The 23,428-nt window shown below is 39.9% G+C and carries 26 protein-coding genes; 9 read left to right on the top strand and 17 right to left on the bottom strand.

Annotation, left to right across the window (positions count from 1 at the left end; genetic code table 11):
• Positions 1–115: 115 nt before the first annotated feature.
• From L0Z67_RS18710 to ilvN, 8 genes are all read left to right on the top strand, one after another.
• Complete coding sequence (locus tag L0Z67_RS18710) at positions 116–1,651, top strand: diguanylate cyclase (protein ID WP_338053560.1); 1,536 nt, start codon at positions 116–118, stop codon at positions 1,649–1,651.
• Positions 1,652–1,786: 135 nt separating this feature from the next.
• A complete protein-coding gene (gene ppnN / locus L0Z67_RS18705; RefSeq protein ID WP_062568104.1) occupies positions 1,787–3,130 on the top strand; it encodes a nucleotide 5'-monophosphate nucleosidase PpnN in 1,344 nt (447 codons plus the stop codon).
• 12 nt (positions 3,131–3,142) lie between these two features.
• Positions 3,143–3,916, top strand: a complete 774-nt coding sequence (xni, locus tag L0Z67_RS18700) for a flap endonuclease Xni (RefSeq protein ID WP_392353815.1) — start codon at positions 3,143–3,145, stop codon at positions 3,914–3,916.
• Between the two features lie 70 nt (positions 3,917–3,986).
• Positions 3,987–4,370 (top strand): DUF3192 domain-containing protein, encoded by a 384-nt coding sequence (locus L0Z67_RS18695; RefSeq protein WP_062568106.1) that lies wholly within the window; start codon positions 3,987–3,989, stop codon positions 4,368–4,370.
• A 6-nt stretch (positions 4,371–4,376) separates the two neighbouring features.
• Positions 4,377–6,074: a hypothetical protein gene (locus L0Z67_RS18690; protein WP_392353813.1), complete on the top strand. Its 1,698-nt coding sequence runs from the start codon at positions 4,377–4,379 to the stop codon at positions 6,072–6,074.
• A gap of 215 nt (positions 6,075–6,289) precedes the next feature.
• Positions 6,290–7,297 carry an isocitrate dehydrogenase gene (locus L0Z67_RS18685; RefSeq protein ID WP_392353811.1) on the top strand — a complete coding sequence of 336 codons (1,008 nt, stop codon included), beginning with the start codon at positions 6,290–6,292 and terminating at the stop codon, positions 7,295–7,297.
• A 491-nt stretch (positions 7,298–7,788) separates the two neighbouring features.
• Positions 7,789–9,513, top strand: a complete 1,725-nt coding sequence (locus L0Z67_RS18680; protein WP_392353809.1) for an acetolactate synthase 3 large subunit — start codon at positions 7,789–7,791, stop codon at positions 9,511–9,513.
• Complete coding sequence (gene ilvN / locus L0Z67_RS18675; RefSeq protein WP_036972002.1) at positions 9,513–10,010, top strand: acetolactate synthase small subunit; 498 nt, start codon at positions 9,513–9,515, stop codon at positions 10,008–10,010. The genes L0Z67_RS18680 and ilvN overlap by 1 nt, the downstream gene beginning before the upstream one ends.
• A gap of 76 nt (positions 10,011–10,086) precedes the next feature.
• On the opposite strand, the gene L0Z67_RS18670 is transcribed toward ilvN, so the two are convergent.
• The 15 genes from L0Z67_RS18670 to L0Z67_RS18600 all read right to left on the bottom strand — a co-directional run bounded on the left by L0Z67_RS18670 (position 10,087) and on the right by L0Z67_RS18600 (position 21,279).
• Positions 10,087–10,362 (bottom strand): HU family DNA-binding protein, encoded by a 276-nt coding sequence (locus tag L0Z67_RS18670; protein WP_036972004.1) that lies wholly within the window; start codon positions 10,360–10,362, stop codon positions 10,087–10,089.
• 202 nt (positions 10,363–10,564) lie between these two features.
• Entirely contained in the window at positions 10,565–11,101 is a 537-nt protein-coding gene (locus L0Z67_RS18665; RefSeq protein WP_392353806.1) for a DUF3833 domain-containing protein, read from the bottom strand.
• A complete protein-coding gene (locus L0Z67_RS18660; RefSeq protein WP_062568111.1) occupies positions 11,094–11,591 on the bottom strand; it encodes a chalcone isomerase family protein in 498 nt (165 codons plus the stop codon). Before L0Z67_RS18660 ends, L0Z67_RS18665 begins: the two co-directional genes overlap by 8 nt.
• A gap of 55 nt (positions 11,592–11,646) precedes the next feature.
• Positions 11,647–12,090 (bottom strand): DUF2878 domain-containing protein, encoded by a 444-nt coding sequence (locus L0Z67_RS18655; RefSeq protein ID WP_405128750.1) that lies wholly within the window; start codon positions 12,088–12,090, stop codon positions 11,647–11,649.
• A 28-nt stretch (positions 12,091–12,118) separates the two neighbouring features.
• Positions 12,119–13,381, bottom strand: coding sequence for a class I SAM-dependent methyltransferase (locus L0Z67_RS18650; protein ID WP_392353804.1), 1,263 nt, complete (start codon positions 13,379–13,381; stop codon positions 12,119–12,121).
• A gap of 4 nt (positions 13,382–13,385) precedes the next feature.
• Positions 13,386–14,135 carry a DUF1365 domain-containing protein gene (locus L0Z67_RS18645; protein ID WP_062568114.1) on the bottom strand — a complete coding sequence of 250 codons (750 nt, stop codon included), beginning with the start codon at positions 14,133–14,135 and terminating at the stop codon, positions 13,386–13,388.
• Positions 14,128–15,384 carry an NAD(P)/FAD-dependent oxidoreductase gene (locus L0Z67_RS18640; RefSeq protein WP_392353802.1) on the bottom strand — a complete coding sequence of 419 codons (1,257 nt, stop codon included), beginning with the start codon at positions 15,382–15,384 and terminating at the stop codon, positions 14,128–14,130. The genes L0Z67_RS18645 and L0Z67_RS18640 overlap by 8 nt, the downstream gene beginning before the upstream one ends.
• Entirely contained in the window at positions 15,381–16,091 is a 711-nt protein-coding gene (locus L0Z67_RS18635; protein WP_062568116.1) for an SDR family NAD(P)-dependent oxidoreductase, read from the bottom strand. The genes L0Z67_RS18640 and L0Z67_RS18635 overlap by 4 nt, the downstream gene beginning before the upstream one ends.
• Entirely contained in the window at positions 16,091–16,519 is a 429-nt protein-coding gene (locus L0Z67_RS18630) for a nuclear transport factor 2 family protein (protein ID WP_062568117.1), read from the bottom strand. Before L0Z67_RS18630 ends, L0Z67_RS18635 begins: the two co-directional genes overlap by 1 nt.
• A 1-nt stretch (position 16,520) precedes the next feature.
• Positions 16,521–17,912: a deoxyribodipyrimidine photo-lyase gene (gene phrB / locus L0Z67_RS18625; RefSeq protein WP_392353800.1), complete on the bottom strand. Its 1,392-nt coding sequence runs from the start codon at positions 17,910–17,912 to the stop codon at positions 16,521–16,523.
• Positions 17,912–18,865 (bottom strand): DUF523 and DUF1722 domain-containing protein, encoded by a 954-nt coding sequence (locus L0Z67_RS18620; protein WP_062568119.1) that lies wholly within the window; start codon positions 18,863–18,865, stop codon positions 17,912–17,914. Before L0Z67_RS18620 ends, phrB begins: the two co-directional genes overlap by 1 nt.
• A gap of 7 nt (positions 18,866–18,872) precedes the next feature.
• The gene (locus L0Z67_RS18615) at positions 18,873–19,523 is read right to left on the bottom strand and encodes a ChrR family anti-sigma-E factor (protein WP_062568120.1); all 651 of its coding nucleotides are present in this window, start codon (positions 19,521–19,523) and stop codon (positions 18,873–18,875) included.
• Positions 19,516–20,139, bottom strand: coding sequence for a sigma-70 family RNA polymerase sigma factor (locus tag L0Z67_RS18610; protein ID WP_062568121.1), 624 nt, complete (start codon positions 20,137–20,139; stop codon positions 19,516–19,518). The genes L0Z67_RS18615 and L0Z67_RS18610 overlap by 8 nt, the downstream gene beginning before the upstream one ends.
• A gap of 62 nt (positions 20,140–20,201) precedes the next feature.
• A complete protein-coding gene (locus tag L0Z67_RS18605) occupies positions 20,202–20,780 on the bottom strand; it encodes an LON peptidase substrate-binding domain-containing protein (RefSeq protein ID WP_062568122.1) in 579 nt (192 codons plus the stop codon).
• Positions 20,781–21,000: 220 nt separating this feature from the next.
• Entirely contained in the window at positions 21,001–21,279 is a 279-nt protein-coding gene (locus L0Z67_RS18600) for a hypothetical protein (RefSeq protein WP_392353796.1), read from the bottom strand.
• Between the two features lie 255 nt (positions 21,280–21,534).
• Between L0Z67_RS18600 and L0Z67_RS18595 the strand changes: the two genes are divergently transcribed.
• On the top strand, positions 21,535–22,164 hold the full coding sequence (locus L0Z67_RS18595) for a hemolysin III family protein (protein ID WP_392353794.1): 630 nt from the start codon (positions 21,535–21,537) through the stop codon (positions 22,162–22,164).
• Here L0Z67_RS18595 and L0Z67_RS18590 read toward each other — a convergent pair.
• Positions 22,161–22,469, bottom strand: a complete 309-nt coding sequence (locus tag L0Z67_RS18590) for an MGMT family protein (protein WP_392353792.1) — start codon at positions 22,467–22,469, stop codon at positions 22,161–22,163. The two genes, L0Z67_RS18595 and L0Z67_RS18590, sit on opposite strands and share 4 nt — an antisense overlap.
• The gene (locus tag L0Z67_RS18585) at positions 22,453–23,364 is read right to left on the bottom strand and encodes a LysR family transcriptional regulator (RefSeq protein ID WP_062568126.1); all 912 of its coding nucleotides are present in this window, start codon (positions 23,362–23,364) and stop codon (positions 22,453–22,455) included. The genes L0Z67_RS18590 and L0Z67_RS18585 overlap by 17 nt, the downstream gene beginning before the upstream one ends.
• Positions 23,365–23,428 lie beyond the last annotated feature (64 nt).

Below are 23,428 nucleotides of genomic sequence, written 5' to 3'. Positions count from 1 at the left end.
TGCAATAAGCTTGATAAACAAATTCGCTAAGTTTTTGACTTCGCGCCTACATTTCGCATTAATTTGTTGTAAACTTAGGGTATTGAAATTTGAATCTAAATGGCGGTATTACTCGGTGCAACAGCAGCATGATGTTCTTAATAAAAAGTTAAAACAAGCGATCGACGCACGCATGGTCGTCGAAGACGCTCGTAAGCATCAAGTTGAATTGCTCTCACAGTTTGCGGCAAAATTATCGCTCAGCTGTAAAGGGCTAGACATTGAACTAGACAACCGTCTTGCCAAATACCGTAATGCATTAAGAAAAGGGGTAGACTTTCAGCTACTCGAACCCTTCATCAACGATATTCTTGGGCTGTTAAAAAATCAAGAAACGAAACAAATGGCGCTACAACGCGAGTTGAACGACACTGTCCTTGATGCCGGTAAGCAACTTCAAAAAGTAAAAGGTTTACCAGACGATGCGCGCAGAACACTTCGTCATTTACTCGATCATGAATTAAATAATATCCAGTCAAATCATGACTTTGTTCCATTACTTTCAAAGTTGATTGTAATCTACCATCAAGCATTGCAAGCGAAACTCTCCACAGCAAATGAAGCTGAGGCACTCATAAAGCCAGAACTTGCCAAGCAATTAATGCTACTTGCTAATGACCTTGTGCTAGAAGATGAAAGCGCTGAACAAATAAAGAGTATAAAAAACAAAATTACCTACAATGACAGTGTTGATGATCTGCTAGATACAGCAATCGATATTATCACTATCATTACACGTAATATGAGCAAAGAGCGCCAATCTGCGCAAAGCTTTTTAATCTCATTAAACCAAACAATCGAAGACCTACATCACTCGATTGTATCAACCAGCAAGCACTCAGAATCACTCAGTGCTGAATATGAAACGCTCAATAAGCAAATAGAAAGTAAAATTAAAAACTTACATAAAAAAACACAAGATGCGACATCTATTTCAGTGCTTAAAGAGTTGGTAGAAGAAGAGCTAAAATCACTAAGTGATGACTTAATTGCAAAAGAAAAGCTTGAACACTCTGAACGTGAAAACTTATTAGCTAGTTTCAACGATATAAATAGTCGAATTGGTCATTTAGAATCTAAACTGACCACTTACAAGCAGCGTTTGAATGAACAAAGGTTCAAAAGCTTGCTTGATGGGTTGACTAAGTTACCTAACCGCGCTGCATTTGATGAGCGCTTTAATCATGAATTTCATTTATTTGATGCCCATGAATCCGACCTGACTTTGGTTGTGATTGATGTCGACCATTTTAAATCAATTAATGATAAATATGGTCATAGTGCAGGCGATAAAACCTTGCAAGTTATTGCTAAAGCTTTGCAAAAATCAATTCGTAAATCTGACTTTATTGCCCGTTATGGCGGTGAAGAGTTTGTCATGTTAATGACAGGAGTGTCTCTTGAAAATGCATCATTACCGCTTGAAAAACTGCGTAAAACGATTCAAGCCATTCCATTTAAATTTAAAGATACTCAAGTTGAAATAACCATTTCAATTGGTGCTACACAACTTAAAAAAGGTGACACACCTATTATCGCATTCGACCGTGCTGACGATGCACTCTATAGTGCCAAGAACGAAGGGCGTAATAGAGTGTGCGTCAGTCGATAAATGAATTATACCAATTTACTTAATTAATTGGGCAACCTACCCCTCAAAATGATTAAGTATTATTGCGAAAGGTATTAGTTTAAGTCTTGTACATACACAATGATATAGGCTCATAGATGAGCTAGGAGAGTGCTTATGTTAAAACAATTGAATCCTACAGGCGTACTGGATTTATTATCACAACTAGAAGTAGACTTACTCGAACAATCATCCACCAGCGAGCGTTATAAACTTTTTAGAAACTGTGTGCTTGCCGTCCTAAATGTGGGCAGTCATACCGACTCAAGCTCTGAGATATACGATAAATTTGAAGATTTTGATATTCGCCTTCTAAGCCGTGAACGTGGTATTAAAATAGAACTTGAAAACCCTCCTGAATCGGCGTTTGTCGATGGCGAAATTATCACCGGTATTCATGAACATATTTTCTCAGTTATCCGCGATATTTTGTTTATCTGCCAAAAATATGAAAAAAACCTGACCGAACAAAAAGCCATCACGCATATGGTGTTTGACATGCTAAGAAATGCGGGTGCGCTCCGCGTCAACAGTGATCCTAGTATGATTGTTTGCTGGGGCGGTCATTCAATTAACGAAGTTGAATATAAATACACCAAGCAGGTGGGTTATGAGCTTGGCCTACGTGGTTTAAACATTTGTACAGGTTGTGGCCCTGGCGCAATGAAAGGGCCAATGAAAGGGGCAACTATCGGACACGCTAAACAGCGTATTTCAGATAACCGTTATTTAGGGTTAACAGAACCTAGCATTATTGCTGCTGAGCCACCGAACCCGATTGTAAATGAATTAGTTATTTTACCCGATATCGAAAAGCGCCTAGAAGCTTTTGTAAGAACGGCACATGGCATTATTATTTTCCCAGGCGGTGCAGGAACAGCTGAAGAGCTATTGTATTTGCTGGGTATTTTGCTCCATCCTGATAACGAAAAACAACGTTTACCTGTGATACTCACGGGCCCTAAAGAGAGTGAAAATTACTTTATCGAGCTTTGCAAGTTTGTTGAGAAAACACTCGGTAAAGTCGCTCTTGAAAAGTTCGAAGTCATTATTGATGACCCTGCCCGTGTCGGTAAATCGCTAAAAACCCAAATGGCCGAAGTTCGCGATTACCGTAAGAGCCAAGGTGATGCCTACTACTTCAATTGGACATTGAAAATTGATAATGATTTCCAGCAGCCTTTTGTTCCAACACACGAAAACATGGCCAGTTTGGACTTACATTTAAATCAACCTACACAACAATTAGCAGCAAACTTACGCCGTGCCTTTTCGGGTATTGTGGCAGGTAACGTTAAAGATGAAGGTATCCAAGCTATAAAACAACATGGTCGATTTATACTCAGCGGTGAGCCTACATTAATGACCGACATGGATAAGTTGCTTGCAGCCTTTGTTGCACAAGGTCGAATGAAACTCCCTGGCAGCAAGTATATTCCTTGTTATGAGATTAAAGCGTAACAAGGAGACTGTGTGAGCACCCAGTTACTTTTAATCGATGCGCTTAATCTAATCAGGCGCATCTATGCTGTTGATAGTAATCAAAGTCACCATAGTGAAGAGCATATGATCAAAGCAAGTTGTGCCCGTGTGGCTCATGCTTGCAAAAAGTTACGTGCGCAATGTAACGCCACCCATGGCGTTGCTGTGTTTGATGGTGACAGAAGCTGGCGCTATCACTACTTTAAAGATTACAAATCTTCTCGGGCTCCAATGCCTGATTTACTTAAGAAGAACCTTGCATTATTTAAGCAAGCGATAGAACACACTGGCATTGTTGTTTTCTCCCCTGATAACGACGAAGCAGATGACATTATTGCGACTCTCGCCTACAAGGCCGCCTCAAATAAAGTGCCCTCAACCATCGTTTCAACTGATAAAGGGTTTTTACCATTTTTATCTGAATACATAAGCGTTTTTGACTACTTTAAAAAACACTTTATCAGCCAAGATGATATTCATAAGCGTTTTTCAGTGCCACAGCACAGGCTAATTGATTTTTGGGCTTTAGCAGGTGATAAAACCAATGATATCCCAGGCGTTAAAGGTATTGGCAACAAATCAGCACAACAATTGATAAATCAATATAATGTGATTGATGATGCCATAGACGATGAAACGCTTAACGCGACTTTAAAGCGAAAGCTCATTGCCGAGATGGATTTGTTTGTCATTTCCAAAAACTTGGTTACCTTGCGAACAGATATAAACTTAGGCTTTAGTTTAAAGCAGTTAAGGCTCAATTAGTCGCAATCCATTAGCACTGTAAAGCAACTGATCGTATACTGAAAGCAGCGTTCGTATTGAAGAGTGACACATGTTTAAAAAGGTTTTCCAATATCTGATACTAGGATTGGGTGTTTACGCACTTATAGCGGCCCTAGTTATCACTTTTTATAAAGATGATCCTCAAGCAATGATTTGGCAAGATCGTGAAGCGTTCAATAAACGTTATATTGCCAAGCTTTCAATCGATAAACCTGAAAACCTTAATGCCGTACTTGATTATTTAGGTAGTCCAGACCTAACCTATGCGAAACGAGCAGAAGATGTTGTATGGCAAATTGTTTTTTATCGCACGCAACATGTTAAATCTGATGGCATTACAACAATTGATGAGTGTACAGGTCTATTATTTAAAAACGGTCAACTTGTTTTATGGGGCCCCAGTGCCTATGAAAGCTATCAACAAGAAGGCTAACACGCTATGATGGATCCAGTCACGCCACGAGAATTAGCGCGTTTGTTTGATAGCACTCACCAATTATTAAAGCTTTATCATCACAAAAACAAATGGCCACAGATATACCCTCTATTAACTAACCTTGCTGAACGTTACTACCTCATTTATCAAGCTTGTCCTAAAGGCCTGCAAGCGCAACTAAGTTTATATGTTCCAGATCATGGTTATACAACTAATTTAGTCGTTAACCAATGTGTACTCGCCTGTGTGTTATGTCGAGCCCTTAACTACAACCAAGCAATCAGCGAACAAATTATTGCAACCTGCTTGGCTAATTATTTATGTGTGCAATCACAAAGTAATAAGTTAGCGTGTGCACAGACTCTCACCACACAAGATAAAAAACTGTGGCAATGTCGCCATCAGCTCGCAGTAAAATTATTGCATGCCTCTGGGCCTATGACATTAAGTGTGCAGCATATACTTGCACGCCTTAATAAATACAAACAAGCCTTACTGAGTGCGCCAAAAACAATGATTTACGATGGTGCGACGACCCTTGTTGCCCTCGCTAATATCATTGCGATGAATATAACTTATCGTCAAACAGGCGAGCACATTAGTTTACACAAAGCACTGGCTGACATTTACTTACGAACCCCAAATGAATTTGCTCAAAAAGCGATTAAAAGCTTTATTGCTCACACCGGCTCATACCTACCTGCCAGTGAAGTAAATTATGCCGAGCAGTCACTCATTTATTTAGCAACGGATGATCGTGCACGGCATATACTTGTCGATGTTTCTCGCCCTGAAAAGGTGCGTTGGCATAGAGTGAAAGCAACGCTTAGCACGTTTGAGAAACAGCGAGCATGTGATGATAACCGCTTACTCTATACAGTTTGGTTCAGCGACAATATAAATTTTGCGCACCCTGAAGACATTGCTAAATCTCAGCGACAAAAATACCTCAATCTCATTAGCCAATTAAAAATATCGAAAGAATACAGTTTTAGCGCTCTTAATAAGTTACTGAGTCCATTTCCAGAGCTCATTTTGCAATTAACTTTAGCCGTTAAACCCTATAACAAAGAGCATCAACGTGCTAAAGACTTACGCCATTGTTTATCAATGGTGGGCTACGACAATGCCCCTGCTATTATTCAAAAAGTACTTTTTCAGCGTTTAGTCGCAACTATTTCACACCCATTAGAACAGCATCTAGTTAAGCGACTAGAAAATATTGCTGTTATTATTCAAGCTTTTTTTAAGCACTCAACTATTCAACAATTTGAACAAGTTACCCTGCCCTTATACGCGTACTGTGTATTTTTGTGTGAAAAGCATGCTACGGCTTTATCCCGAAAAACATTATTTGAACCAGCAGAATTAAACAATGTTAGTGCCCCTTTAGCTTGTTTATTTGGCGTAAGTGCAATTGATCAAATACCACTTAGTAAATACCTTATGCAATTACTCGGTGATAACCCATGGACTGGATACTTACTTAACAGTGAGCAAAAGGAAAAGCAACAATTAGGTAGTGAGGAAAAACACTGGATTGCGATAAAATTATTCGCTTACTATGTTTTTCAACCCAACGCGGTTTTCAGCAGTTGGCAAGAACAAATCATGGCACAAAGCCTCAATCTAGTTGGCTGGCAATCAAAAGCGGATTTTTATTCATATCTAGAAACCTGTGAGTTTGCCGATAATTTTTAGATTGTGTTGTTAAAACGTGCAAAATCGTTAAATAATTATGAACTTTCGCCTATTTATAGTCAGTATTCACAGGATAAACTGGCAAAAAGCTGAATAAATTGCTATAAAAGCCGCTTAAATTTTCAAACACATCCACGTAAGTTTCTAACAAGTAAAGTCGTGCTCAATTTCGCGATATATTTACGTGTATATCTACTCATAAATAGGAAAAGTAAATGGCTAAACAAACCATCACAGTGATCAAAGGCGACGGCATTGGTCCTAGCATTATTGATTCAGCACTTGAGATCCTTAAAGCTGCAGGTTGCGATTTTGATTATGAATTCGTTGATGCTGGCCTTGCTGCCCTAGAAAAAACTGGTGAGTTACTTCCGCAAGAAACCATTGATACGATTGCGCGTAACAAGATCACTTTAAAAGGTCCTTTAACTACACCAGTGGGTGAAGGTTTCACATCTATCAACGTTACATTACGTAAAAAGTTTGGCCTATACGCAAACGTACGTCCAGTTAAATCTTTTGCAGGTACGAAAGCTCGTTACGATGATATCGATATCATCACCGTTCGCGAAAACACACAAGGTATGTACTCAGGTCTTGGTCAAGTTGTATCTGAAGACGGTAACGAAGCTGAAGCGATGTCGAAAATCACACGTGCAGGTGCAGAAAAAATCGTTACTTTTGCATACGAATTAGCAGTACGCGAAGGCCGTAAAAAAGTAACAGCAGTACACAAAGCTAACATCCTTAAATCAACGTCTGGTTTATTCTTAAAAGTTGCACGTGAAGTCGCTGAGCGTTACCCGCAAATCGAATCAACTGAGATGATCGTTGATGCAACATGTATGAAGCTAGTAATGACGCCAGACGAGTTTGATGTAATTGTTACAACGAACTTGTTCGGTGACATTCTATCTGACCTATGTGCTGGTCTTGTTGGTGGTTTAGGTATGGCACCAGGTGCAAACATCGGTGAAGATGCAGCTATCTTTGAAGCTGTTCACGGTAGTGCTCCTGATATCGCAGGTAAGAACCTTGCTAACCCAACTTCAGTTATCTTAGCGTCAATTCAAATGCTAGAGCACCTTGAAATGGGTGAAACAGCTGAGCGTATTCGTAACGCTGTAGCAGACGTTATTAAGACAGGTGACCGTACTACACGCGACCTAGGTGGTAGCCATGGTACAACTGATTTCACTCAAGCAGTAATCGACCGCCTATAATTTTAGTCTCAAACTAATTTTTAAGAAGCCAGTCATTCGACTGGCTTTTTTTATGGCTAGATTATGCATAGCTAAGCAATGGTTATATTATTTATTACTGTTAAGCCATAAACCAACACAATCAAATTAATGCATAGTTATTCCTCAAAAACCGCCAATAAAAACAAACAAAAGAACAAAAACAACTATAAAAACAAAAATAAGAAAAAATAATGCAAAAAACACCTTTTACAGTTGACATCCCCTGCTAAAAAGCTTAAAAATAAGTCAATCATTTTTTAGGCAGCAACTCTATTTAGGAGTTGTCCTTTTATAAGAATTTAAAAACTATGAATATTCGCAGTCACCTTTTAGTCGTCAACGTTCTCGTACTGGTCTTTTTAACAAGCCCAGCGGGGAGCTATTAAAAGGTGAAAGCATGCTTTTAAAAAACCCCCGCCCTATGCGGGGGTTTTTTTATGCTCTCGCAGCTAGCACACAGAGGAATGAGGATGAGTAAAACACAATACAATGGGTCAGAACTAGTCGTTCGGGCGTTAAAAGAATTAAAGGTTAAATATATTTTTGGCTACCCAGGTGGGTCTGTACTAGACCTATATGATGCACTTTTTCAACAAGATGATATTGAGCATATCTTAGTGCGTCATGAACAAGCTGCTACACATATGGCAGATGGTTATGCCCGCGCCACGGGTGAGGTCGGTGTTGTGCTTGCAACTTCAGGCCCAGGGGCTACAAACTGCATTACCGGTATTGCTACCGCTTATATGGATTCTATTCCTATGGTGGTTCTATCTGGCCAAGTGCCTACAGGCCTAATTGGTGACGACGCTTTCCAAGAAACGGATATAGTTGGCTGCTCAAGGCCCATAGTAAAGCACAGCTTTAACTGTCGTAGCGCTAAAGACATCCCAGCCATTCTTGCAAAAGCTTTCTATATAGCTAGCACAGGTCGCCCTGGTCCTGTTGTCGTTGAACTACCAAAGGATATGCTAAACCCAGCACTTACTTTCGAATTTGAGTTTCCTAAATCAACTGAGCTAAGAACCTATAACCCCAATACTAAAGGGCATTCAAAACAAATAAGAAAAGCCGTTACTGCGATTCTAGAAGCAAAGAAATTAGTTATCTACTCTGGTGGTGGTATTGTGCTATCTAATACCTCTGAGCAGTTAACCCGACTTGTTGAGTCACTCAATGCGCCTATCACGAATACACTAATGGGTTTAGGTGGCATTAGTGGTACACACCCGAACTTTATTGGAATGCTTGGTATGCATGGCAGCTTAGAAGCCAATAAAGCAATGGCCAACGCAGATGTTATTTTAGCGCTTGGCGCCCGTTTCGATGATCGGGTAACTAATAACGTTAAAAAGTTTTGCCCAAATGCAACTATTGTCCATGTAGACGTAGATCCAACATCAATCTCTAAAACCATTAAAGCCCACATCCCAGTTGTTGGTTGCTTAAACACGGTTCTTGAACAACTTCAAACAGCGATTGATAAAAGTGCTATTGCGATAGACCGCTCAGCACAAGAAGATTGGTGGCGACAAATCATTAGCTGGCGCGAACAAAAGTGTTTAAGCTACAGCACAGATGGCGATAAAATTAAGCCGCAAGCTGTAATAGAAGCCATTTATAAAGCAACCAATGGTGATGCTTATGTTAGCTCTGATGTAGGCCAACACCAAATGTTTGCAGCTCAGTATTACCCGTTCAAACATCCACGCCAATGGATTAATTCAGGTGGCTTAGGCACCATGGGCTTTGGGTTGCCAGCTGCTATGGGCGTTAAACTTGCTTTCCCTGATAAAGAATCTATCTGTGTGACAGGGGATGGTTCAATTCAAATGAACATTCAAGAGCTATCAACCTGTTTACAATACAACTTAGCTGTAAAAGTAGTCTCACTTAATAACCGTTCACTTGGCATGGTGCGCCAATGGCAAGATATGATGTATTCAGGACGTCACTCATCTTCTTATATGGAATCATTACCTGACTTTGTAAAACTAGTAGAAAGCTACGGCCATGTGGGTATTCGCGTCGACCATATCGATGAACTAGAACCAGCAATCGAGAAAGCTATGTCAATCGATGACAGGCTCGTTTTTTTAGATATTTGTGTTGACGAGAAAGAACATGTTTACCCTATGCAAATCAAGCTAGGAGCTGTAGACGACATGTGGTTACGTAAAGGAGTAAAAGCATAATGCGCCGTATTTTATCAATTTTATTAGAAAATGAACCAGGCTCGTTATCACGCATTGTTGGCTTGTTTTCACAACGAGCTTACAACATTGACAGCCTAACCGTTGGCACAACGGATGATCATTCATTATCAAGAATTACCATCACAACCATGGGTGATGACCGTATCGTTGAGCAAATCACGAAGCAAGTTAATAAACTTGTTGATGTACTTAAGATCATTGATCTAACTGAGATGGCACATATTGAGCGCGAATTGTTACTTGTGAAAGTGTTTGCCCAAGACGAAAACACCCGCGCAGCGGTCACCCGTGTGGTTGATGTATTTCAAGGCGCGATTCTTGATATGGGTCGCCATAGCTACACGTTACAACTAGTGGCTAGTACTGAAAAAATAGAATCTTTCCTTGATACACTACGTCACGAGACAGATCTTATTGAAGTTGTACGTTCTGGTGCGGTTGGCATTGGTCGAGGAGACAAGGCGCTAAAAGCGTAACCATTTTTTGAGCTAAAGCAAAGAAACAAAAAAAGGGCTAGTAAGCCCTTTTTTTAATAATAAGCAATCAGTCTTATTAAGGATTAACTTGATCTTTAAGACCTTTACCCGCTTTAAAGCTTGGGATAGTTGCTGCTGCGATTTGAATTTCTGCACCAGTTTGTGGGTTACGGCCAGTACGCGCTGCACGTTCTTTTACTGAGAATGTACCGAAACCAACTAATGCTACTGAGTTACCTTCTTTAAGAGAGTTAGTAACCGCGCCAGTGAACGCATCAAGCGCACGTGTTGCTGCCGCTTTTGAGATTTCTGCATCAGTAGCAATTTTTTCAACTAATTGAGCTTTATTCATTGTTAGATTCCTATTCGTTATTATTTTGCCTTCGCAAAACCTATCTTTATGTATTTTTGAAAAGTTAGCAACAGCAAATTGCTATTTTTACGTAAATTCTTCAAAAATGACTACATTTTAACTATCTGTCACTAATCTAGTGACTTCAGGGTTAATAAAGACTGAATTTAACCATCTTTCAAATGGTTTAGAGACAATTAAACTATCGTTCGATTTTCTCGATAACCAAGGTCACTTCCCCGACCTCGATGCCAAACTTATCAATAGCAGTACGGTTAATCAAGCGTGATTGTGTTACCAAATACATCCAATCATCAAAATTCACTACTAAAGTACTACCATCATAAGGTAATTCTACCGAGTAGGTCCAATGAAAAACACTGCCATTGCTGTCACCGTAGGCTGTACCAACAACATCTGATGCCGTTCCCTCAATGCTGCCATCCTCTTTTAGGGTGATATTCCAAGTGCGAGTTTGCGTTTCACCGTCATCATAGACGAACTGTTCATCAATAATGCCCTGATTGCCTTGCCAGCTCGCTTGCATATCCACCACTAACTTACGTGTTAGCTCGCCTTTATGGTCTTGGACAACACCATAGGCTTTCAATTCGCCATTAAAGAAGCGTTTAAAATCAAACTGTGGCTCTGTTCCTTGGTAATAATCAACATCAGGCGCAGAACAACTGGTGACTAACATTACCATGGCAAAAATAAAGGTTACTTTGAGCTTAATCATGTTTCCCTCCAATAAGCTGTTTTCGAAGTGAAGGCTCTGAGGTATCGCTACTGAGCCAAATTGCTAAAAAATGGTCTGCAAACTGCTTATCTTCAACGACACCAAGCTTGTCGTTATTGAAGTAAAAAGTACCTATCCCTTGTGTATTCGTTTCGAATGACAAAGAGTCGTTTTTTTTGATATTTGGCCAAAGCGCTAACAATTGTTCGTCATACGCATTAACCATATCCACCAAACCTAGATGCTGCCATTGCTCGTTGGTCGCTTTTACGATGTCTTTTGCGTCAAAATTGCGCAGATAAGTAAGTGTTAATTTCACCGGATGTTCACCAAACTCATAGCTTCCTGTTGGAGTTTCTAGTTTCGCGTTGTATACATCCCAGAATAAATATTCCATTTTTGCTTCGCCAACGGTCTTAAATCCGTTAGCACTGGCATATGCTGACAAAGTCAACGAGATGGAAAAAAGCATCAAATGTATTAACTTCATAATTGCTTGCCTAAAAGTCAGTTTGTAGACACTACGATTTAAGCGTAAAAGTTGATCATTTCTTGGCAAGCATTCTGTTATTTAAGATCAGAATAGCTAGAAACATTGACGCCCAACCTGCGCCATACATAATCCAAAACTGCCACAAGGGTAACTCGATGTTTAATACTTCAAAACGTGCCCCTGCAAAGTAACTAGCAGGTGCAAATACAGCGCAAAGTAACCATGCTAAGTACCAAGGAAGCTTTTGCAAAAATTGCATTGAAGTATTGACGGTAAGCAGTAACGCAGACCAAAGTACCACCAGCCAAAAAGGAAATGGAGCCTCTTTAAAACTCAGCAAATTAAGTGCTGTAGCCAGCCATTCAAAAGTCAGCGCAATAGGTAGAGCAAAAACCAGTAAAAAAACATCTTGTCTTCGTTGCAATGACAGATACATCATCAACGCAACACAAACGAGGGCCGGTAAAATAGACTTTTGTTCAAGGAGTAAGGCCATAAACCAAACCCCTTGGAACAAGGCAAAATTAATAATTGAGCGCAATGTCATCGCCAGAATGCACAAATCGCGGTCTGCGGGCAACAAGATGAACCGTGCTTATTGCACGCGTTCTAAAAGCCCCCTCGCAGTAAGCAAGATAAAATAACCACAAACGATAGAAGCGTTGATCGAACTTTACTTTATCGATTTCAGGCCAACTAGCAATAAAACGTTCACGCCAATCGGCAAGGGTTCTAGCATAATGCACACCTATATCTTTTACACTGTGTACGACCATGTCCGTTTTCAGTTTTATTTGTTTGTTCATCTCGTCTAAACACGGCAAACAGCCACCTGGGAAGATGTACTGCTGAATGAAGTCAGAATTTTTTAGGTAATGTTTATAACGCTGGTCGGCAATGGTAATCGCTTGAATTAGCATAGCGCCATTTTCTTTTAACAGCGACTGACACTTAGCAAAAAAGCCAGGTAAATACTCATGACCCACTGCTTCAATCATTTCTATGGAGACAAGCTTATCGTAACGCCCTTCAAGCAAACGGTAATCTTGTTTGAGTAAGGTTATTTTACTTTCTAAGTTTAGCTGTCGAATTTTCTCAGCTACATAAGCGTGTTGTTCATCAGAAATCGTCGTAGTTGTAACATGGCAATCATAATGAGTGGCAGCGTATATTGCGAAAGCCCCCCACCCTGTACCAATTTCAATTACCTTGTCGCCCGCCTGCAAATCAACTTGCTCGCAAATAAGCGCTAGCTTGTGCGACTGAGCTTGCTCTAGTGTTGCTGTTTGCGATGGATAGACTGCACAAGAATATAGCATTTCGTCACTTAGAAAAGAGCTATACAAATCATTGCCTAAGTCATAATGAGCAGCAATGTTCTTTTTAGAACCTCGTGACGAGTTTTTATTTTTTAAATGATTAATGCGATGCGCTAAGCCACTTAAAAAGGCAAATTTTTTCTCAAACGCGTCAAGCTGATCTTGATTTAATGCAAATATTTCAATCAGCTGCGTTAGATTATCGCACTCCCAATAACCTAGAATATACGCTTCTCCGGCCCCCACACTACCAGATAATGCAAACAGCTTATACATTGCAGGGTCTTTAACAGTCACTGTCACGTTTAAAGAGCTACTTGGGTTGCCGAATTGAATACGTTCATTTTCTTCAACAAGTGTGATGCAACCAATATTGATGCTATTAAAAGCACCGGTTACAAGCTTTTTGTAGATTTTTGTTAACCAACTCGCTGTATGAGTCTGTGTTAAGTTTGATACCTTTTCCATCACATCACCTAGTTTGTTTCTCTTGCTTGCCCGAGTGACCAATAAAAGGCACACGTTTACAGAACAACTTCAGCGCATGAAAATAAATCCCCTTGAAAATACTGAGGGTCATCGCTGGGAAACGTTTAAGTACAGCACTTACTTGTTGTTTAGTAAGCGGCTGCCTTTGCAGTCTCAATGTTGCGTCAAACAAGAGTTTTTCGTCTTTTTTATTTTCAATATGAATCATAGTGTTATCAGAATTTTGTCTGACACTCCAATAATAGTTCATATCTAAGTTCATGAAAGGTGATACGGAGAAAACCTTTTTAAAGTTCACTTTTTTTTGCAGGGGTACGACATAATAATGACGTTCATTCCAAGGGGTATTACTCACCTCAGCAAGCATGTGGCTAAATTCGCCATTCGGTGTCTGATAAAAGAAAAAGTTTACAGGGCTAAAATAAATGCCGAAACAGCGCATTTGCCCAAGCATGAAAACATGACTGAATGTTTGCGTGACGCCGAGCTGTGCGATTTTATCGAGTGCGCGCTGTTTTACAGGTAATTGCATGTCAGTTTGATAGTTAAAATAGTCGCTTTGATTGAACTTCAGCGCTTTAAAACCATCACAGCCAAGCCAAGGATGAATACCGTTCAATTCTTCAGGCCGTGATAAATCAACCCACATCATATAAAGTGGGTATTTGAAGTGGTGCTCCTTCACCGCAAATCGTCGGTGGCGAATATCACCGACATAAATTGCGCTATTCAAACTCAACCCCGAGTTGCTGTGCGACATTAACGGCACTTCTAACACCATCTTCATGGAAGCCGTTATACCAATAAGCACCACAAAAATAACTGTTATTCTTTCCGTCTATGAGTGACTTTTGCTTTTGAGCCGCAATAGATTGTTTATTAAAAACAGGGTGATGATATGTAAACTCTCTGAGAATTTTATCTTTACTGATCCCTTCCCGGTGGTTCAACGTGACACAAAATTGCGTATCACTTTTGATACCCTGTAAAATATTCATTTGATATGTTACTACAGCCGCTTTATCCGTGTTGTCATTCAGTAAGTAATTCCAACTGGCCCAAGCAGCTTTACGTTTAGGTAAGAGCGCAGTGTCGGTATGTAGCACCACTGAATTGGCTGTGTATGGCATTGCAGCAAGCACTGCTTTTTCATCTTCACTTGGGTCTAGTAATAATTTGAGGGCTTGATCTGAATGACAGGCAAACACCACTTTATCAAAGGTTTCAGTATGACCATCGTCAAAATGAATATGAGCACAGTCTTCAGTACGTGAAACCGAGCTAATGTTGCTATTCAAACGAATTTTATCCGCAAAACCTTGTATCATAGGTTTAATGTACTCGCGCGATCCACCTGGTATTACGTACCACTGTGGGCGATTAGTAATGTCCAATAAACCATGGTTATAGAAGAACTTAACAAAAAACTCAACGCCGACTTGGGTCATCTCTTTTATGCTAGTCGACCAAATAGCCGCGCCCATCGGTAAAATATAATGGAAGCGGAAAAACTCATTAAAATTGTGCTCGTCTAACAGCTCGCCCAGCGTTTGATTTTCTGTATACCTTTGTTTTGCATGCAGCGCTTTACAGACATCATTGAAGCGCACAATATCTTTCAATAACTTCCAAAATTTAGGGCGGAAAATGTTGCGCTTTTGAGCAAATAAACTGAAAAAGGTATGACCATTATATTCAAAACCTGTGCCTTCATTGTGTACACTAAAGCTCATTTGCGTTTTTTGGCGGTCGACACCTAAACGGTCTAATAACTTCTCAAAATACGGGTATGTTCTATCGTTAAATACAATAAACCCCGTATCAACAGCATATTCAACGCCACCAAGATTAACGTCAATGGTTGCAGTATGGCCGCCTATGTAATCGTTTTTTTCAAATACAGTTACATCATAATGTTTGTGCAGTAGGTGTGCGCAGCTTAATCCTGCTATGCCAGACCCAATTACAGCCACTTTTTTCAACGTGATAATCCTTTTGCAAGCTTCAACCATAATGGCATAGGAAGCATTCTTAAAAATTTTAAAATGAAGGTAAAACGATGGGGGAAGTGCACTTCTTTGCGCCTTTTCTTAACCCCTTTGTAAATATAGTTCGCAGCCTGTTCAGCCGTTACAGCCATAGGCATCGGGAAGTCGTTTTTATCTGTTAATGGTGTTTTCACAAACCCAGGGTGAACAAGAGTGACATCCACATCAGTTAAATCCACCGCGAGGCTATTTGCCAGATAACTCACTCCGGCTTTAGAAGCTCCATATGCTTGACTTCGTGGCAAAGGAAGATATGTCACACTGGAACTTACAATAACAAGCTGACCACCAGATTTAATTCTTGGCAGCAATGCCTCTAAACAATACCCCATGCTAAGTAAGTTGGTGGTAACAACACGCTCAAACAAGCTGCTGTCGAAGTTGCGTGCATCATCAATATATTCACAATTACCTGCGTTTAAAATAACGCGGTCAAACTCATTGTAAGCAACTGTACTGGAACGTATATCCTGTAAGTTTGTGGCATCAAATTGACAGCTTTCGATGTGGCTATGTTTACTCAGCTCAGCAAGCTTCTCTGTATTTCTACCACAGGCAATAACGTTTTCACCCTGCTCTGCATATAGCCTAGCAAGTGCTTCACCAATCCCTGAGGTTGCTCCTGTAATTAAAGTAGTCATTATGCACTTGTCCTTTTATCAATATAACGTATTGCCGTACCAAGAAGCGGAATATGCCTATACAGAAGTGCGCCTACATCAAAGTAGTCCTGATGATGAACTATTTTATCTCCCTCAAAAACTAAACGGCTGTGCCCCTCAACGGCAATGCTTTTGCCATTATTTAGTTTTGGGTGGCGATAATGCATCGTCCAATAGATAAAGGCTTTGTTGTTGCTACTTTCAGTGTCTTTTATCGAAAACTGGCAAGACAACACATTAGCGTATAAGTTTTCAAAGTAATGATGAAGTGACTCAAGACCGTTCACGGTATGCAGTGGATCAATAAATTGGATACTTGGGTGATAAATATCATCAAGTAGCTGCAAGTTGTTTTTGTTCAGTGATTGGTAAATTTCAATAAACCTATCGAGAGTCACCTTGTCCATATCACACCTTAAATGCGTTTAGTGCACGTTCTCGTGCTGCTTTATGATCAACAATTGCTGGCCAATAACTGCTAGACTTTCCTTGCTTAGCTAAATAATCATGAGGAAAGTGGATTTGTTTCGCAGGTATTTTTTCCAGCTCTGGTAAATATTTACGGATAAATTCACCATCTGGATCAAAACGCTCACTTTGAGTAATGGGATTAAAAATACGGAAATAAGGTTGTGCGTCACACCCTGTGCTTGCTGCCCACTGCCAGCCGCCATTATTTGAAGCCAAATCACCATCAATCAAGTGCTTCATGAAAAAGCGCTCACCCTTTCGCCAATCAATAAGTAGGTGCTTTGTTAAAAAGCTTGCAACCACCATACGTAAGCGGTTATGCATCCAACCTGTTTGCACTAACTGGCGCATTGCAGCATCAACAAGAGGATAACCCGTTTTCCCCTCGCACCATGCTTTAAAGTCACTGTCGTCGTTACGCCACTTAACCGCATTATATTTGTCGTTAAAGTTTGCGTACTTGCTTAGGCGTGGAAAAACCGATATTAGGTGTCGGTAAAATTCTCGCCAAATTAACTCATTGACCCAGCAAAACAAATTGCTTTTCGCACTTTTTAATATATCAGGGTGACGCTGTTGAATCAGCGCAAGAAGCTGATGAACACTAATAATACCTAACGCTAAATAAGGACTCAGACCTGATGTACCTTTAATGCTTGGGATATCTCGCTGCTCTTGATAAGAGGCAAGCTTTTCATCTATGAAGCGGGCACAGACATGACTTAAGGTCTCATCATCAACGGGCCACTTTTGTGAGCTTCCATCTGATGTGAGTAATTTACTTTCTTGCCACTCGATTTTGTCATGCATCTTAGGCGGCTCAGCAAAGTAGAAGTGTCTGTCTTGATACTCTTTGAGCCATGCATTTTTAAATGGAGTAAAGACCTTAAACATCTCACCACTTTGATTTTCGATACTACCTGGGGGGGCAATAACATCACCATCGTAAGTATAAAATGAAACTCCTAGGCTGTCGGCTTTATCTACAAAGGCACGATCGCGCTCAACTTCATTTAGCTCATACTCGTTATTAACGTAAACATTTTTTACTGCATTTTCTTCGCAAAAATCGGCTAGTTTGTCAACGCAACCGGTATAGTCTCCAGCATCAATGAGATGCAACTTTATACCTTTACTTGCTAATAACTGGCCTAAAAAAGCAAGCCTGCGTTTTAATAAATCTAGCTGAATATCTGCGACATCATGAGCCTGCCACTGCTTTTCAGTTATAAAAAATACAGCATGTTGGCAGCCATTCTCGATCGCTTGATACAGAGCGTCGTTATTAAAAAGGCGCAAATCGCGCCTAAACCAGAATAGTGTGTTCATTAAATTCCGTAGCGTAGTTTAAGTTCGTTCGGATAAGGGTCTAAGTACACTTGTTGACTTAGGTATTCATTTGGATGAACTTTGAGGTGATGCTTTATCAGCGTTAATGGCACATACAGTGGCACCAACCCTTGCCGATATTCGTCTATCGCATCGCGTAACTCTTGCTTTTCAATCTTAGAGAGTGACTTTTTAAAATAACCTTGCAAGTGCATAAGCGTGTTCGCATTATTTTTGCGAGAAGCAGGCTTTTTCAAAGCAGTCATCAAACCAAAAATATAATCACTTGCTAATGCTTGAATATCATGACCATCAAATGTGCCCAGTAAATTGCCTAAATTACGGTATGCTTCGTAGTTGTGAGCCATCAAAAGATACTTATACTGAGCATGAAATTGGGTCAAACGATGCACGGTTAAAGGTTGTTCATTAAGGGTTTGCCAATGTTTGTAAGTGTATACACGCATAACGAAATTCTCTCGTAAATGCATGTCGTTCAAGCGCCCGTTCTCTTCACATGGCAATAGTGGATTATGGGCCATTATTTGCTCAGCAAAAAAGCCCACACCTTCAGAGGTGTTACCTGTGCCTTGTTCGTTGTAAATTTTGATACGCTCCATACCACAGCTGGGGCTTTTGGCGCAAAAAACAAAACCGCTTAACTCAGCTGTTTGCTCCGTAGCAACTCGCTTTCCGTATTCTGTAAGTTTTGGTCCTACATCCCCCGTGCCGTCAGGGCGACAAACTTTAATTGTGTCACCCACTCTCACTTGGCGGATGGTTGGTCGTGGGATTGGTAATCCCACAGCAACTTCAGGACAAAACTTCTTATACTCAACATGGTTAGCGAGCTCGTCCATACAGAAGTTAGATTTTTTATGACCACTATCAAAACGAACTTTATCGCCAGCAAGACAGGCACTAATACCTATTTTAATTGTTGATTGCAGCATAGGATCCCTAATAAATTAAATTACCAATTGGGTTAAGTAATTTGCTAATACCTTTGTTAAAATGCAGCGCACTACTAACCACTGTAAAACACAAACACCCTTCAGTTGTTTTTGGTGTATGGTTATGGCGTCCATCCAGCATCATAAAATCCCCTGGGACATAACTGCCATCTTCATCACTAAACTCACCATCAAGTAATAAGGTTAGCTCAAAACCTGTGTGAGTGTGGTCCGGAATTTCACCACCGGCATCGATATGTAAAAGACTGGCTCTGAGCGCCCCATCATCCAATGCAATTCGTGAACGTGCTAGTTTACCTATTTGCATAAAGCTACTGTGCCCAATGCGAGTTAGCGCCCTTGGTAAGGTGTACTCTTTTCCCTTAACCTCTACTTTGATAGCCGGTTGATCATATACTTCATCAATACTCTCATCCGAGGTGATGTTGTCGAACATAAGCTGGTCAAAGCAAATATCATCGTCGTTAACTACGTCTTCAAATGCAGTGTTTGCATTTTTAGCTTCAAGTGTAGCGAGTTGCTTTTGACATACAGGACACATCTCAACATGAATAGCAACCGCGACACTTAGCGTAGCCGGCAAATTGCCCTCACTAAATTGCACTAATAATTCGTTGCTCGGGTGATGCTTAATCATGTTGCTCTCCCATTTCGTTGCGTAACTTCTGCAAGGCTAGACGAAGTCGAGACTTCACTGTACCTACGGGAATGTTTAAATGCTCTGCAAGTTGCTCTTGTGACATATCTTGAAAATAAACGCCGCGTACCACTTCACGTTGGGCTTGTGGTAAACGGTCTAGATATTGTTTAATTTGCTTATCTTCAAGATGATCGCTGAACTCGTGCTGCCCAGGCTCAGCTTCATCAATGAGCGGCCAGATATCTTCACTTATACACTCTTCTTTGCTGCTTTTCATTTTTCTGAGCATATCGAAAGATGCATTTCGCATCACAGTGTATACCCACGTTGTCGCAGCACCTTTTTCAGGATGGTATAAGTGTGCCTTTCTCCAAACCGAAGTGAGCGTTTCCTGTACCAATTCCATTGCTTGAGCCTCAGAACCAAACTGTTTGATTCCAAAACGCTTTATTTTGGGCGAAAAATATTGGAAAAGAAAAGCAAATGCACGCTTGTCACGGGAAGTGGCAACAGCGAATAGCGAATTAGCAAGCTCTTTGCTCGGTGTCTCTGGCATGGCAGTAAATTGACCTGTTTTAGGTTTACAACCTGTTTGAAGTTGTTGACTTACCATTTTAATGTCATCCAATTATTGTCGTAAGATGCAATACGCATTCAGACATGGTTCGGATCATATTAATCAGTAAATTCTGTGTTAATTAGAGTATGGAGGAAAGTGAGTAAGTTTTCAAAGTTAGATTCAAAGGCAAGTTGTTGTTTTTTAACTAGTGAAATAGGTAGAATTTCGAGCCAACGCGCAGCAACCCACGCCAAATCATCGTATTGCGGTGTTGGATAAAGTGCAGACAAGTCAGGCTGACTAGCAAACACTGAACGAAGCGTCTCGCTTAATAAAGCATTGTTCTGATCCAAAGGTATTTTTTTATACCAAACAGGCTCAATTACTGCTTCTACATCAGCGTAACGCAGCATATTTTTGTCTTGAAATGGATTGTGGATTGTGACAGCAGCTTGTGCATAAACATCTATCAAGAGCTGACCGCTGTCGTCTTGATTAAAGTCATTTATTTGCATCAAGCAACCTAGATTAGGCAAGTTGAACTCAGTGTCGTGCTGGTAAGTACATAGCACAAATCCCGTATTATCTTTCGCGGCTTCTTTAACCATATCAAGATAACGTTGCTCAAATATTCTAAGTTTAGTCGCCCCTTCTGGAAGAATAAAAACCGGTAGGGGAAAAATCGCACGCTTCATAAAGTCTACTATTTAAAATACCACATGCCTCTAATTACGTGCGCTTTTCATTTGCCGATCAATATTTCATGAAATCTTCATTTATGCCCAGTAAATTAAAAGTTGAACCATTGTGCAACGTTTCTAAATAATTCGATTGACGCGTACGCACTCAGTAAACTCAAAACGGGTGCAACCATAAGTAAAAATAAACTGATTTCACTACTCATTAGATGTTTCCTTACTGCTTATTTTCTACAACAGGTGCTTTAGCAATAACGGTTGATTTGTCATTTTCCTTAACAACCTCTTCGCTTATGTATTCATTGAGTAATTGCTGAGCATCAAATTCAATACTGTTTGTCACATTTTGTTTAAGCTCATTACTCGCTTGTTGAACATAACTTTTTAGCGATTGAGTAATTGTGTTACTAATATCTAATTCAAAGTCAGTCGCACTTGCTTGAGTAGACCCTAATACAAGTAACGCAGCTGTTGTAAGTTTAAGTGAGTTATTCATAATGATATTCCTTGTCTCTTTAAGTAATTAGTCGTAACTACTTAATCAAAGGTTGTGCCAGCATGAAAATATTTTTCAACCCATTAATTTTTAATGATTTTTTGTAAATTTTATTTTTCCACCCTATTCAGCAATGGTTAATAAAACCAATTAGTTTAATATTTTTGACTAACTATTAGCGAAAAAATAAACGTTGATATTTTCAGCGTACACTTGTACACTGAAACTGTTTTTACAATCACTTTTAGAGAGTTTATGACTGCTCAGTTACCTTACTCGCGTCAAGAAGAACAACTCAATGTACTCACTCATAGCTTGGGCGTGTTATTTGCTTTTTACGTACTGTGGGATTTGATTTCGCAATCAAAAGCTGTGTCAGCAACAGTCAGTGCGATTGTTTATGGTTCGAGTTTACTGGTGCTTTTTATGGCATCAACACTTTACCATGCAAGTACCAAAGCGCGTTTGCGTGCCATCTATAAAAAATGTGATCATTGCGCTATTTATTTGCTAATTGCTGGTACTTACACGCCATACCTCGTCATATCATTATCGGGAATGTGGGCAATTGCAGCACTGGTATTTATTTGGAGCTTAGCAATAGGCGGGGTCATTTATAAATTAGCGGTAAAAAATGGCAATAAAAAAGTATCACTCGCAACCTACTTATTAATGGGTTGGTTTGCCCTTGCCCTTGTCTACCCTCTGTACTTAAATTTAGACCACAGCGCTTTGTGGTGGTTATTAGCAGGAGGCATTGCTTACAGTCTTGGTACTTTTTTCTACAGTGCTAAAACACGCCACTATAGTCATGCTATTTGGCACGTATTTGTACTTGTTGGGTGTGTATGTCACTACTTATCAATCAGTTTATATGTTTTTTAATGCCATTGGTGTAAACGCATATTGATTTTAGCTTTATTAAAGCTCACCCCTTCTCTGATTAATTTTTGCCGTTGTTCAAGGTGTTTACTTGTCCCTTCTGGAAAAGAGATTTTACCTTGGCTATTTACAACACGATGCCATGGAATAATTGAATCACTGGGCATTTCTTTTAATAAGCGGCCAACCAATCTGGCATTTTGCGGGTAACCCGCAAGCGTAGCAACTTGCCCATAACTTGCTACTTTACCTGAAGGGATAGAGGCTATTATTGTAAAAATTAACTCTTCTTTAGTTGCCTGTTGCATGGGCTTGCTCCGTATATTCTTTACTTACCTCACTAAAGGCTTGCCAAATTGATCTTGCAACTGGACCATGATGCACTGAATGTTGCCTAAACACGCGAATTTCTGCGCCAAATTGGTGCTCTCTATCCGTAATTTTTATTTGCTGTAACAAACCTGATTCTATTTCAGCCTGACAGTGTTGCAGACTTATCATTGCCCAACCAGCACCCGAGAGTAAAAACGACTTAACACTGGTAATATCATCTATTTTCATTAAGGCCGAGCCAAGGTTGTAAGATAGCCTGTCAGAGTCAAAACTCAGATCACTTTCAAACATAGCCAGACATGGGTAATTTTGTATCTCGGCAAAACTAATCTCTCTTGGCACGACATGAGGAGCACTCACTATACCAATATCAAACTTACCTATCGGTAAACTTTCGAGGTCCCCTGTTGCATGAAACAAATCAAACCATGGCCCAATGCCTAAATCTGCCTGCAAGCTATTAACTTGTTCTAAAGACACAAATCGTTTTCCTGAAGAAATACTAAACTCAGTACTTGCAAAGCACTTAAAGGTTTCGCTTATCACTTGATTATAACTATGCTGATGACACAGCTGCTCGTAGCAAATTCTATAACTGGCTTCATTACCCAGCGCAAGTTCTTTTGCTAAAGAAGCCAATTCACTGTTTGCATTGAGTAATTGACGTGCTTCACGATAAAAAATGCGCCCTTTCTCTGTTAAACATAAGCGATACTGATTTCGGTCTAACAATTCAAAACCAAGCTCTGACTCAAGCTTCTTTATAGCAAGCGTCAATGCAGGTTGTGTTTTGTGTAATGTCACAGCTGCTTGGCTTAAACTAGAGCTTTGCACGATTGCATCTAAAATTGTTAATTGATTTAAATTCATTAATCACCAAAACCATTAAAAAAACTAATGATGTTTCTAAAATTTAATAATTTTTATTTTATAT

Source organism: Pseudoalteromonas sp. PB2-1 (assembly GCF_045040605.1).
GTDB lineage: Bacteria > Pseudomonadota > Gammaproteobacteria > Enterobacterales > Alteromonadaceae > Pseudoalteromonas > Pseudoalteromonas arabiensis.
This window is presented reverse-complemented; position numbering and strand designations above follow the sequence as displayed.